Raw genomic sequence first — 13,275 nt, 5'->3', positions numbered from 1 at the left:
CTCTGCCGCTCCTGCCTCGACTGGAGCGAAAGACGGGCGCATCTGGCCCGCAGCCTCGGCAAGGCGCTGCTGTCCAGCTTCCTCGACAAGGGCTGGGCCCGGCGCACCGCCGAGAGCCGCTCGATCATCTTTTCGCCGGAAGGCGACCGGCAGTTTCTCAGGTTGTTCCCGTTACAGGCGTAAGGCATAGAACGGATGTCATGCGTTCCTCCGCAACCCGCGGAGCGACGGACCAGACCAAGGTCCGACGCCTCTCGGACTGAGTGCCCAGAATAGGAACAGTGGGATGTAACCGAAGTTTGTCAAACAGCTGTCCATCCGCTCGGGAAGCGACAGCAACTCAAAGACAAATGGAGGTATACACCATGATGAAGGTAACCCATCTGGCATTGGCAGCGGCCTTTCTGGCCGGCACGGCTGTTTCCGGCTTTGCGCAATCGTCCAGCACGGTCGGCACGGGCGGTTCGTCCGCCGGCGGCGGAACTGCGAGCAGCACGGTCGGTACTGGTGGCAGCTCTGCCGGAGGCACCTGCCCTGCCGGCGCGACCAACTGCACCCCCGGCTCGTCCTCGACGGTTGGCACAGGCGGCTCGTCGGCTGGCGGCGGCACATCGAGCAGTTCGGTGGGTACCGGCGGCTCGGCCGCGGGCTCCGGATCGGGCTCCGGTTCTGCTTCGACGCTCGGCACGGGCGGCTCCTCGGCCGGCGGCGGCACATCGAGCAGCTCGGTCGGCACAGGCGGCTCCGCCGCAGGCTCGGGCGATGCGAATTCGGCCTCGAGTGTCGGAACGGGTGCCTCGTCCGCTGACGGAGACAAGACGGGCAGCACCGTCGGTACCGGTAGCAGCGCTGCAGGAAGCTCGCATGACAACAAGGGCAAGAAGGGCTGCGCGCCCGGCCAGGTCAAGAAGGATGCCGCCGGCACCAAGGACTGCTGACGCTGTCGGCCGGCGCCTTTACGGCGCCGGCCAAACCCCTGGAGGAAAACAATGGCCCAACTTTCCACAATTGCACTGACCGCTTCGCTCGCCCTAATCGCCGGGGAGGCAATGTCGGAGGAAATCAAGCTCGATGACGGAACGACATGCACGATCGTCCAGTCGCAGGCGGGGGATACGTCCACCACCGTGACGGCTGGCAACGGCCACGTCTCCTCGTCGACAACGACCGGAAGCGGCTCAGCCGGCTCCACTTCCTCATCCGCCTCTGCCGGCTCCTCGGCCGGATCCGGAAGCGTCGACAGCTATTCCACCGCAAGCATCACCCGGCCCGACGGCACCGTCATCACCAAGCGTTCCGATGGGACCTGCTCGGTAACGAAACCTGCGAAATAGGAGACGGCAATGAAACCTATCCACCTCATCGCAGCCGCCTCGGTCGCGCTGCTCGCCTCGACTTCGGTCGGTCTTGCGGAGGAATGCAACGCAGCTGGAACGGTCGGAACCGCCGGCAGCGCTTCGGCCGGAGGCACCTCGGCCAGCTCGGTCGGAACGGCCGGCGCCTGCCGCACCGATGGCGGCACGACCTCCTCAATAGGATCGGGGGGAAGTGCGGCCACCACCGACGGCAAGGCGCAGAGCAAGACGCATATCAACGACAATAATGGCGACAAGCTCAAGGCGCAGACCAAGGCCCAGGCCGTCGACAAGGGGACGTTCAGCAAGTCCCGCACCAAGACCAGCACCGACGGCGACACGCTGCAGAGCACGACCCGCACCATGTCGCACGTCCCCGGCGAGAAGCCGGTCAAGAGTACCACCACCAAGAAAATCATCCTGCCGGAGCAGTGAGGTTAGATGGGCTCGCTTCGCGTGAACCGAAGCGAGCCCATGCCCTCGATGAGCCGGCGTCGAAGCGCTTGCTGATATCTGCGTCTCGGTGAAGAGCTGGACTCTGACCGGCCCGTGTTCAGTTCATCGCGTGGAACGTCTCGAAGATAAGCGCCCTCAGCCAGCGATGAGCGGGATCTGCGTCCATGCGCGGGTGCCAAGCCTGGACGATGTTGAAACCCGGCACCGCGACTGGCAGTTCGAAGGTTCTGATCTCTCTCGTCGCCGCGGATTTGCAGTAAGACTTCGGAACCGAACCGATCAGATCGGATGCGGCTGCAACTGCGATCACCGCCGGGAAACTTGGCACGATCAGTTTGGCATCCCGATGCAAGCCCAGTTCGGCGAGCGCCCTGTCGACTGGACCGGCATAGTCCGCCTGCGTCGAGAAGAGCACGTGGCCGCAGGCGGCATAGCGCTCGGCCGTTATCCGGTCTGCCTCGAAGATCGGATGCCCCACCCTTGCGACGCCGACGAACCGATCCTCGAAGAGGCTCTGGCAACGCAGCTCGCCGCTGTCGCGCGGGAGCACACCGATGTCCAGATCTATCGCCGCCTCCCGCAAAGCCTGAACATCCTTGTCGGATCTCGGCGCAAAGCGAAGCCTTATTCCCGGCGCGGCATTCGTCACCGCGGCGCTCAGATCCGCCGCGTAGAGAAGCACGAAGGCTTCATTGGCGCGGATCGTGAAGTGGCGCCGCACCTCCCGAATGTCGACGCCCGACGGCGGGCTCAGCACCGCTTTCACAGCGTCTTTCAACAGATGCACGTCTTCGGCAATCGCCAGGGCATGGGGTGTCGCAACCATGCCGCGGCCGGCCGGCACCAGGATCGGATCACCGATCGCAGTCCTCAAGCGTGACAGTGTCCGGCTCATGGCGGATGTGCTGAGGCCAAGTCGGCGGGCGGCAGCCGATACGCTTTGTTCGGCCAGCAAAGCGTCCAGCGCGACGAGAAGGTTCAGATCGAGATCGGACATGGCGCAATCCTATCAGACGTGGCGCCACACGCAACTGAGCATTGCTTCCGTTGCGTCTGGCGCAATGTCCCGGCCGGGGCTAACTAGTCTCTATCCCAGGCACACCGAGGATTTCCCATGTCTTTCACCTACACCGCACCCGTTTCTCAAGAAGGTCTGGCATCGCCCCGACGCTATCTGGCGGTCGCCCTCCTGCTTCTGGCGGTTGTTCTCGTCGTACTGGACGGAGCGATCGCCAATGTCGCCTTGCCGTCGATTGCGCTCTCGCTGCAGGCGGAAGCGGATAACACCGTGTGGGTCGTCTCGGCCTACCAGCTGGCCGTGCTCGTCGCCATTCTTCCATGTGGGGCGCTCGGCGAGATCTACGGCGCCCGGCGGGTCTTCCTGATCGGCGTTGCGCTGTTCACCGCGGCTTCCGCAGCCTGCGCCTTGGCGGGCGACCTGCCCTTGCTGATCCTTGCGCGTTTCGCCCAGGGCCTTGGCGCAGGTGCGATCATGGCGCTGGCGATGATGAACCTGCGCCAGGCCCTGCCGCAACGCATGCTGGGTCCGATCATCGGCATCAATGCCATGGTCATCGCGATTTCCTCCGCCGCGGGCCCAGGCATTGCCGGCGCCATTCTTTCCGTCGCGACCTGGCCTTGGCTGTTTGCGGTCAATCTACCGCTCGGCGTCATCGTTCTCCTCGGCGGCGGCCTGCTCGGCCATGTGGAGGGCGTAAAGCGGGAGCTGAAGGCAAAGGCGTTGCTGGCCAATACGCTGATGTTCATCCTGTTCTTCTCAGGAGCCGACCGGATAGCCACCGCGCCGGTCAGCGGTGCCGCGCTCATCGCCGCCTCACTCGCCTGCCTCTGCGGCCTGCTGCGTCTGGAACGAAACAGTGACGTGCCTCTGTTTCCCACGGATCTGCTGGCGGGGCCGGCATTCCGCATGGCGGTGATCGCCTCGGTATCCTGCTTCTGCGGACAGATGCTGAGCTACATCGCCCTGCCCTTCTACCTCCAACACGGGCTGCACATGACGCCGGTTGTGGCTGGTCTCTACATGATGCCCTGGCCTGCCGCGACCGCAATCATCGCGCCCGTCTCGGGACGCCTGGCAAACCGGGTCAAGACGTCATGGCTTTGCGCGATCGGCGGGGCGCTCATGGCGCTTGGCCTTCTGGTGGCCGGCCTCACGCCGCCTGACCCGAGAGGTATCGGATTTCTCGTCGGCACAGTGATCGCCGGCCTCGGCTTCGGGCTGTTCCAGACTCCCAACAACCGAATTCTGCTGCTTTCGGCACCGAAAGCCAGAAGCGGTGCGGCAGGCGCCATGCAAGGGACTGCGCGGCTTCTCGGCCAAACCCTGGGCGGGGTCTCGATGTCGATCATTTTCGCGACGCTGCCATTGTCGGCGGCGCTCAACGTCGCGGTCGCCATTGCAGCCGGCTGCACGGCGATCGCCGGCCTGGTCAGTCTGAGCCGGGCTCGTTACGAAATGGGGCAGGCTGTAGCGGCCTGAACTGCCCGCTTCTTGGGCGTCCGGCGACAGTGGTTTCACCGAGCCGGTCGCCTGCCGCATCGCAGCCATGCTTGCGATCAGGTTGAGCTTTGCCCGGTCATCGTGTAAAGCCGCAGCATCCCCGGACAAGACCAGATTTCCAGCAAGGCGTGAACATATGGAAGGCTTCGACCTCATCATCTTCGACTGCGACGGCGTTCTCGTCGATTCCGAAATCATCGCCGCGGAGGTCGAATCCGCGCTGTTGACGGACGCCGGATATCCGATCAGCGTCGAGGAAATGGGCGAGCGTTTCGCCGGCATGACCTGGCACAATATCCTGCTGCAGGTCGAGCGTGAGGCCAGCATCCCGCTTTCGGCCTCACTGCTCGAAAAGTCCGAGAAGCTGCTCGACATGAGGCTGGCGAACGACGTCAAGGCGATCCCAGGCGTCGAATTCGCCGTCTCCAGGCTGCCGATGAAGCGCTGCATCTGCTCGAATTCGAGCACCAAGCGGCTCGACATGATGCTGGGCAAAGTGGGCCTGAAGCCGCTGTTCGCGCCCAACATCTTCTCCGCCAAGGATCTCGGCCCCGACCGCGTCAAGCCGAAGCCGGATATCTTCCTGCACGGCGCAAGCCGCATGGGCGTCTCTCGCGAGAAGACGGTCGTCGTCGAGGATTCGGTGCACGGCGTGCACGCGGCGCGCGCCGCCGGCATGCGCGTTATCGGCTTTACCGGCGCCTCGCACAGCTACCCCGCCCATGCCGACAAACTGACCGACGCCGGCGCCGAAACGGTGATCTCGCGCATGAACGACCTGCCAGGCGTGGTTGCCGCGCTGGCGGCTTGGGAAGGCGTGCTTTAGGGCAATCTCTGCCCACTTCGCTATTTGCCGCCCACGCTCCCCCGCCCTCCGTCGTCCTCGGGCTTGACCCGAGGACCCATGCGGGCGGGCACTTCGTTCCTATCGAACTGGCAAGCGACCCCCGCCGAACAAATTGAAGCGGAGTGCTTGCGACGTGGATACTCGGGTCAAGCCCGAGTATGACGGAGGGTGGGGCGCGTGGCCGGCAAGAGGCGAGACGTCTGCAGAAACTTCATGCGCGGGCGGTTTCCTGTGAGAATCGGGCGAACAGCGGTCGCCAACTCCCACAAACCGCTGCGCCTGTGGCACCTGCCGCATCCGCTCCCCCGCCCTCCGTCGTCCTCGGGCTTGACCCGAGGACCCATGCGGGCGGGCACTGAACAGCAATGGCGTCGCACTGCAGAGAAGTGGAAGCCGAGTGCTTGGATGTGGATACCAGGGTCAAGCCCTGGGATGACGGAGTGTGGGGTTGGCGTTCTCGGCAAACGCACCGGTGGCGCAGTGTGGTCCCCGTGTTCGCCGCCATCTCGCCACAGTCAGCCCCGCGCCATCTCTTCTCACCCCGACACCCACCTCTCCTCCGTCATCCCAGGGCTTGACCCTGGGATCCATGCGGCTGGCACTGAACAGCAATGGCGTCGCACTGCAAGAGAAGTGGAAGGCGGGCTTGGCTGTGGATCCCAGGGTCAAGCCCTGGGATGACGGAGTGTGGGGTTGGGGTTCTCGCCAAAACACCGGCGGCAGAGCTTGAGCGCCGCCGCTTTTTTGCCATCGCTCCGTCGCGGCTGCGGAGGCATCGCGCCGGCGCGCCAGACTGCAGGTTGCCGAAATAATCAGCTGCTCTTCTTGCCCTTGGCCGGCTGAGTGTCGAAGCCGACGTTGACGCGCACCAGGGCGCCGGCGCCGACCGGCATCTTGATGCCTTCCTTGCGGAAGATGACCTGCGTGCCCGGTGAGCCGGCCGGGATTTCGGTCGGGAACTTGGTGACCTCGGAATAGAGCACGTTCTCGCCGTCGAGGATGCTGACGCGGATCGGCAGCGTCACCGGGCCGGGAGCACCGGCCGGGCCGGTGATCAGGCGCAGCTGGGCGACGACGGTCATCGTCAGGTTCGTGTCGTTCAAGGTGCACTGGCGGGTATAGTCGCCGAAGGAGGCCTGGACGACGATCTGCTGCGGATCGTCCTTCTTGCCCTTGGCGTAAGTGCGGAAGATCGCATCCTGGTCACGCATGAAGATCTGCGGGCAGGCGCCCTGCACGACCGGGGCGACGGTGCCCTGCGCCGTCTTGGCCGTGCCGATCGACGGGTTGTTCGAGGAGGGGTTGGCCGGCGCCAGCGGCATGATCTGGGCATTGCCGTTCGGCTGCGCCGGCGCCGCCTCCGGCTTGCTGTCGCCGCCGATGCCGAGCGAGTTGCAGCCGGCAAGCAGGGCAACGAAAGAAGCGGAGATGATAAGACGCGAGACCTTGCCGAGCACTATGTTCCACCCTTTGCACAAGCGTTTCTTGGAGGCCCCAGTCTTTTCCGCGAGGCCTTTCACGACGGTTTGCGATGGTCTATATCAGCGGCGCAAACAAAAATCGATTGGGTACGCGCCGTTTTGATGCACTTTTCGCCGCCGGATGCGGGCAACTTCAACAAGATAACGGCGATGGTATGGCCGCAAGCGCAGCCCCTGCCGGTTTCCGGCGGAGCGGCCCACGGCCCGGCCCGGCCAAATTTCTTCCAGCGATAGATCAAGGATGACCAACGTGGACTATATCTCGACCCGCGGCGAGGCCCCTTCCCTCGGCTTTTGCGACGCCCTTTTGACGGGACTGGCGCGCGATGGCGGGCTCTATGTTCCCCGCGAGTGGCCGCAGTTTTCGAAGAAAGAAATCCGCGCGCTGAGGGGCAAGACCTATCAGGAAATCGCCTTCACCATCCTGTCGCCCTTCACCAATGGCGAGATCCCCGAGGAAACCTTCCGGGCGATGATCGACGAGGCCTACGGCACCTTCCGCCATCCGGCGATCGCGCCGCTCGTCCAGACCGGCCCGAACAGCTTCGTCATGGAGCTCTTCCACGGCACGACGCTTGCCTTCAAGGACGTGGCGATGCAACTGCTCGCCCGGCTGATGGATTATGCGCTGGAAAAACGCGGCGAGCGGGCGACGATCGTCGGCGCCACCTCGGGCGACACCGGCGGGGCGGCGATCGACGCCTTTGCCGGGCGCGAGCGCACCGATATCTTCATTCTGTTCCCGCACGGCAAGGTCTCGCCGGTGCAGCAGCGGCAGATGACCACCTCGACGTCGTCAAATGTGCATGCGCTCGCCGTCGAAGGCAATTTCGACGACTGCCAGAACCTGGTGAAGGCGATGTTCAACGACGCGGCCTTCCGCGACAAGGTTCGGCTTTCCGGCGTCAACTCGATCAACTGGGCGCGCATCATGGCCCAGATCGTCTATTATTTCACTACCGCCGTGGCGCTCGGCGGGCCGGACCGCAAGGTCTCGTTCACGGTGCCGACGGGCAATTTCGGCGACATCTTCGCCGGCTACTGCGCCAAGCGCATGGGCCTGCCGATCGACCGGCTCGTCATCGCCACCAACGAGAACGACATCCTGACACGGACGCTGAAGACCGGCCGCTACGACATGAAGGCGGTCAAGGCGACGAGCTCGCCGTCGATGGATATTCAGATCTCGTCGAACTTCGAGCGGCTGCTGTTCGAAGCCTGTGGTCGCGACGCCTCGAAGGTGCGCGCGGCAATGGAAAGCCTCAAGCAATCCAATGGCTTCGAGATCGGCGCGCAAGCGCTGAAGGCGATCCGACGCGACTTCCGCGCCGGCCGCGCCAGCGAGCGGCAGGTGGCCGAGACGATCCGCAAGACCCATGCCGAAACCGGTTATCTCCTCGATCCGCATTCGGCGATCGGCGTCTTCGTGGCGAAGAAGAAGGAAAAGCCGAATACGCCGATGGTGACGCTTGCGACCGCGCATCCGGCGAAATTCCCGGTCGCCGTAAAATCGGCCAGCGGTATTGACCCGGCGCTTCCGACGTGGCTTGCTGGTCTGATGCACAGGGAGGAGCGCTTCCAGATCATCAAACCGGAGCTGAAAGCCGTTGAAACCTTTATCGGCCAGCACGCCCGCAGCGAGACGACAGCAGGCGCAGAAAGATAGCCAATGACAGTTGAGTGCACCCGGCTCAAATCCGGGCTGACAGTAGTCACAGAAACCATGCCGCACCTGGAAAGCGTTGCGCTCGGAGTCTGGATCAAATCGGGATCGCGCAACGAGACGGAAGACGAGCACGGCATCGCCCACCTGCTCGAACACATGGCCTTCAAGGGCACGGCGCGGCGCACGGCCCGCCAGATCGCCGAAGAGATCGAGGATGTGGGCGGCGAGGTCAACGCCGCCACCTCGACCGAGACGACCTCCTATTACGCCCGCGTGCTGAAGGATCACGTGCCGCTCGCCGTCGACATCCTCGCCGACATCCTGACGGAATCGGCCTTCGAGGAGGAGGAGCTGGAGCGTGAGAAGCAGGTGATCCTGCAGGAGATCAACGCCGCCAACGATACGCCCGACGACGTGGTGTTCGACCGCTTCTCCGAAGCCGCCTATCGCGACCAGACGCTCGGACGCGCCATCCTCGGCACGCCACAGACCGTCGTCTCCTTCACGCCCCAGCAGATCCGCACCTATCTCGGCCGCAACTATACGACCGACCGCATGTTCGTGGTGGCGACCGGCGCCGTCGAGCATGAAGAATTCCTGCGCATGGTCGAGGATCGTTTCGCCAGCCTGCCGACTTCGCCATCGGCGCCGCCGGTCATGGAAGCGGCCCGTTATATCGGCGGCAGCGTGCGCGAGCCGCGCGACCTGATGGATGCGCAGATCCTGCTCGGCTTCGAGGGCAAGCCCTACCACGCCCGCGATTTCTACTGCTCGCAGATCCTCGCCAATATCCTCGGCGGCGGCATGTCCTCCAGGCTGTTCCAGGAAGTGCGCGAATTCCGCGGTCTCTGTTATTCCGTCTATGCCTTCCACTGGGGCTTTTCCGATACCGGCATCTTCGGCATTCATGCCGCGACCGGCGGCGAAAACCTGCCGGAGCTGGTGCCCGTGATCATCGACGAGCTGCACAAGTCGGCCAATGAGATCCACCAGAAGGAAATCGAGCGCGCCCGCGCCCAGATCCGCGCCCAGCTGCTGATGGGCCAGGAGAGCCCGGCCGCCCGCGCCGGCCAGATCGCACGGCAGATGATGCTCTACGGCCGGCCGATCTCCAATCCGGAGATGATGGAACGGCTGGAAGGCATCACCATCGAGCGGCTGACCGACCTCGCCGGCCGGCTGTTCTTCGACACGGTGCCGACGCTGTCGGCGATCGGGCCGCTGGAACAGCTCGCGCCGATGGAAGACATCATCGCCTCGCTTTCGGTCCCGGCGCCGAAGACGATGCAGGCCAGCTGAGCCGACGTCCGTCTGCCGGGAGTGATCGATGCCAAAATCGGTGTTTCGGTTCCTGTCGCGGCAGCCCGATGCGGTGGAGCTGGAGAATGAGAAATACCTCCTGCGCCTGCCGCGCTACCAGGATTTCAACCAGTGGCACCGGCTGCGCGCCGAAAGCCGCAATTTCCTCGAACCCTGGGAGCCGACCTGGCGGCGCGACGAGCTGACGGAGGGCGCCTACCGCGCCCGCGTTATCCGCGGCAAGCAGGAATACGCCTCGGGACAGTCAATCCCGCTGTTCATCTTCCTCAAGGAAAACCGTACCCTCGTCGGCGGCATCACCATCGGCTATATCAGGCGGGGTGCGGCACAAAGCTGCATGATCGGCTACTGGATGGGCGAACGCCATGCCGGCCAGGGGCATATGTATGCCGCGCTTCAGTTGGTTATTCCTTACATCTTCTCCGGGCTTGAGTTGCACCGTATTGAAGCAGCCTGTATTCCAGATAACGCGCGCAGCATGCGTCTGCTTGAAAAGGCCGGGTTTCAACGGGAAGGCTATTTGCGCGGATATTTGAAGATCAACGGTCAGTGGCACGACCACGTGATGTTCTCACGGCTCGCCACCGATACGGATAAAGGCAGGAAAACCGACAGCCGATGACCAGAAACAGCATGCTGCCCAAGTCACCGTCCGGACGAGTGATCGCGGTGATCGCAGCCCTTTTCCTGGCGGTCTTCGCCCTTTCGGCGGGTCTTGCCCGGGCGGCCGAGCCGGTGAAGATTTCCCGTGACGATACCGCGCTCGATCTCACCGCGACGACCGAGATCTACGCCAACCAGGGCGAGGCCTTCCAGGTTTCGACGGCGGCCGGGGCCGACGGCATCCGCCGCCGCATTGAGGTCCGGGCGAGCTCGGAAAACCACCAGGGCGACTGGGCGGTGTTTGCGCTTGCCAACGTTTCCGAGGAACAGCTCGAACGCGTTATCGTCGCCCCGCATTTCCGTCTGGTCAATTCCAAGCTGTTCTGGCCGGATCTCGGCTCGCAGCGCATCAGCGCGATCACGCCGAGCGAAGGTTTTGCGCTCGACCGGCAGCCGAGCGACGAGGCCGATGTCTTCCGCATCACGCTGAACCCCGGCGCCGTCATCACCTTCGTCGCCGAACTGTCGACGCCAGAGCTGCCGCAGATCTATCTCTGGGAGCCGAACGCCTACAAGGATACGATCAACGCCTTCACGCTCTATCGCGGCATCGTGCTCGGCATTGCCGGCCTGCTCGCCGTGTTCCTCACCATCCTCTTCGTCGTCAAGGGCACCTCGATGCTGCCGGCAACCGCCGCACTTGCCTGGGCGGTGCTCGGCTATATCTGCGTCGACTTCGGCTTCCTCGGCAAGCTGATCAGCGTCGCCTCGGCCGACCAGCGAATATGGCGCGCCTGCGCGGAAGTGGCGCTCGCCTCGAGTTTCGTCATCTTCCTCTTCACCTATCTGAACCTCAACCGCTGGCATGCGCATCTCGGTTACGCCACACTCGCCTGGGTGCTCGGCCTTGCCCTGCTCTTCGGCGTGGCGATCTACGATCCGTCGATTGCCGCCGGCATCGCCAGGCTGTCCTTCGCGCTGACGGCGGCGACCGGCCTGCTGCTGATCATCTATCTCGGCTTCAACCGCTACGACCGCGCGATCCTGCTGGTGCCCGCCTGGGCGCTGACACTCGTCTGGCTGTTCGGGGCGTGGCTGACGGTCACCGGGCGGCTCGACAACGATATCATCCAGCCGGCGCTCGGCGGCGGCCTGGTGCTGATCGTGCTGCTGATCGGTTTTACCGTCATGCAGCACGCCTTTGCCGGCGGCGCCTTCCAGCAGGGACTGTTTTCAGACCTCGAGCGGCAGTCGCTGGCACTGACCGGCTCCGGCGACATGGTGTGGGACTGGGACGTGGCGCGCGACCGCGTCGTCACCATCCCCGACGTCTCGGTCAAGCTCGGCCTGTCCCCCGGCACCATGCATGGGGCGGCGCGCAACTGGCTGCCGCGGCTGCACCCTGATGACCGCGACCGTTTCCGCGCCACGCTCGACGTGTTGCTCGAACATCGGCGCGGCCGGCTCAATCACGAATTCCGCATCCGCGCCGAGGACGGGCATTTCCACTGGCTGTTGATCCGCGCCCGGCCGGTGCTCGGCTCCAACGGCGAGATCATCCGCTGCGTCGGCACGATCGTCGACGTGACCGAGCAGAAGAATTCCGTCGAGCGGCTGCTGCATGATGCGCTGCACGATAATCTGACCGGCCTGCCGAACCGGCAGGTCTTCCTCGACCGGCTGCAGGCAGTGCTGGCCTTAGCGCCGGGCGGCGACACGCTGCGCCCGACGGTAATGGTGATCGACATCGACCGCTACAAGCTGGTCAATGATGCGCTCGGCGTTGCGGCCGGCGACAACATCCTCATCGCGCTCACCCGGCGCCTGCGCCGGCTGATGAAGCCGCAGGACACGCTGGCGCGGCTGGCCGGCGACCAGTTCGGCTTGATCCTGGTGTCCGAGCACAATCCGGCCAAGGTCGCCGATTTTGCCGATGCGGTCAGCAAGGCGATCATGGTGCCGATCAACTTTTCCAACCGCGAGATCATTCTGACCGCGTCGATCGGGCTCGCTTCCTGGGTGGACCGGCAGGAGAGCGCCAGCGGCCTGCTCAGCGATGCCGAGCTTGCCATGTACCGGGCGAAACGGGCCGGCGGCAACCGCGTCGAGCCGTTCCAGCCGGCCTTCCGCGATTTCGGCACCGACCGGCTGCAGCTGGAAACTGATCTGCGCCGCGCCATCGAGCGCCGCGAATTGTCGATGGTCTACCAGCCGATCGCCCGGCTGGAGGATGTCGAGATCGCCGGCTTCGAGGCGCTGATACGCTGGGAGCATCCCAAGCGCGGCAATATCCCGCCGTCGGAATTCATTCCGATCGCCGAGGCCTCCGATCTCATCGGCCCGCTCGGCATGTTCGCGCTGGAACAGGCAACCAACGATCTGATGAGCTGGCAGACCCAGACCGGCGAATTGCCGATCTTCGTGTCGATCAACCTGTCGAGCGTGCAACTGCTCAACAACGAGCTTTATGACGACGTGCGTTCGGTTCTCGCCAAGACCCATTGCACGCCCTCGCGGCTGAAGCTGGAACTGACGGAATCCATGGTGATGGAAAACCCGGAACAGGCCCGCCTCGTGCTGCAGAAGCTCAAGGAAGCCGGCATCGGCCTGGCGCTCGACGATTTCGGCACCGGCTATTCGTCGCTTGCCTATCTCACCCGCTTCCCCTTCGACACCATCAAGCTCGACAAGGCGCTGGTGCGCGACGGCAGCGACAAGAAGGCGACCGTGCTCCGCTCGGTGATAGCAATGGCGCGCGAGCTGGAAATGAAGGTGGTGGCCGAAGGCATCGAATCCAACGAGGATGCGATCGAGCTTGCCAAGATGGGCTGCAGCTACGGACAGAGCTATCTGTTCGGGCCGCCGATCCCGTCGGAATCGGTGCTGCGGTTGCTGCGCGACCGGTTTCCGCTGACGAAACGGGCCTGAACGAGGGGCGACCGAGCTGACCGGTTTTCCCGCCTGCGCGGCGCGCCTCTCCCCCATGAATGGTGATTGACCAACGACCGGCGATATGCGCCTCTTTC

Annotated in this window: 11 protein-coding genes and 1 pseudogene; 10 read left to right on the top strand and 2 right to left on the bottom strand. The window is 64.2% G+C overall.

Annotation, left to right across the window (positions count from 1 at the left end; genetic code table 11):
* The 4 genes and pseudogenes from AMK00_RS31795 to AMK00_RS05010 all read left to right on the top strand — a co-directional run.
* A pseudogene (locus AMK00_RS31795) lies at window positions 1-183 on the top strand (transcriptional regulator); the annotation flags it as partial.
* A 182-nt stretch (window positions 184-365) separates the two neighbouring features.
* Entirely contained in the window at window positions 366-938 is a 573-nt protein-coding gene (locus AMK00_RS05020; RefSeq protein ID WP_064800950.1) for a hypothetical protein, read from the top strand.
* Window positions 939-989: 51 nt separating this feature from the next.
* On the top strand, window positions 990-1,334 hold the full coding sequence (locus AMK00_RS05015; protein ID WP_064800949.1) for a hypothetical protein: 345 nt from the start codon (window positions 990-992) through the stop codon (window positions 1,332-1,334).
* Between the two features lie 9 nt (window positions 1,335-1,343).
* Window positions 1,344-1,790, top strand: a complete 447-nt coding sequence (locus tag AMK00_RS05010; RefSeq protein ID WP_064800948.1) for a hypothetical protein — start codon at window positions 1,344-1,346, stop codon at window positions 1,788-1,790.
* Between the two features lie 118 nt (window positions 1,791-1,908).
* Here AMK00_RS05010 and AMK00_RS05005 read toward each other — a convergent pair whose 3' ends face one another.
* Complete coding sequence (locus AMK00_RS05005) at window positions 1,909-2,808, bottom strand: LysR family transcriptional regulator (RefSeq protein WP_064809760.1); 900 nt, start codon at window positions 2,806-2,808, stop codon at window positions 1,909-1,911.
* 117 nt (window positions 2,809-2,925) lie between these two features.
* Here AMK00_RS05005 and AMK00_RS05000 point away from each other — a divergent pair, with 117 nt between their 5' ends.
* A complete protein-coding gene (locus tag AMK00_RS05000; protein WP_189636995.1) occupies window positions 2,926-4,311 on the top strand; it encodes an MFS transporter in 1,386 nt (461 codons plus the stop codon).
* 157 nt (window positions 4,312-4,468) lie between these two features.
* Complete coding sequence (locus AMK00_RS04995; protein ID WP_064800946.1) at window positions 4,469-5,158, top strand: HAD family hydrolase; 690 nt, start codon at window positions 4,469-4,471, stop codon at window positions 5,156-5,158.
* Window positions 5,159-5,991: 833 nt separating this feature from the next.
* Here the strand turns inward: AMK00_RS04995 and AMK00_RS04990 are convergent.
* Entirely contained in the window at window positions 5,992-6,639 is a 648-nt protein-coding gene (locus AMK00_RS04990) for a hypothetical protein (RefSeq protein WP_189637014.1), read from the bottom strand.
* A 262-nt stretch (window positions 6,640-6,901) separates the two neighbouring features.
* Here AMK00_RS04990 and thrC point away from each other — a divergent pair, with 262 nt between their 5' ends.
* Genes thrC through AMK00_RS04970 form a run of 4 tightly spaced genes read left to right on the top strand, consistent with a single transcriptional unit; the run spans window position 6,902 to window position 13,177 of the window.
* Window positions 6,902-8,326, top strand: a complete 1,425-nt coding sequence (gene thrC / locus AMK00_RS04985; RefSeq protein WP_064800944.1) for a threonine synthase — start codon at window positions 6,902-6,904, stop codon at window positions 8,324-8,326.
* 3 nt (window positions 8,327-8,329) lie between these two features.
* A complete protein-coding gene (locus AMK00_RS04980) occupies window positions 8,330-9,625 on the top strand; it encodes a M16 family metallopeptidase (protein WP_064800943.1) in 1,296 nt (431 codons plus the stop codon).
* Between the two features lie 28 nt (window positions 9,626-9,653).
* A complete protein-coding gene (locus tag AMK00_RS04975) occupies window positions 9,654-10,268 on the top strand; it encodes a GNAT family N-acetyltransferase (RefSeq protein WP_011424324.1) in 615 nt (204 codons plus the stop codon).
* Entirely contained in the window at window positions 10,265-13,177 is a 2,913-nt protein-coding gene (locus tag AMK00_RS04970; protein WP_064809759.1) for a sensor domain-containing phosphodiesterase, read from the top strand. Before AMK00_RS04975 ends, AMK00_RS04970 begins: the two co-directional genes overlap by 4 nt.
* Window positions 13,178-13,275: the final 98 nt, after the last annotated feature.

This window comes from Rhizobium sp. N621 (assembly GCF_001664325.1).
GTDB lineage: Bacteria > Pseudomonadota > Alphaproteobacteria > Rhizobiales > Rhizobiaceae > Rhizobium > Rhizobium esperanzae.
The sequence above is the reverse complement of the archived record's forward strand: the minus strand, read 5'-3'. Positions and strand labels throughout refer to the sequence as shown.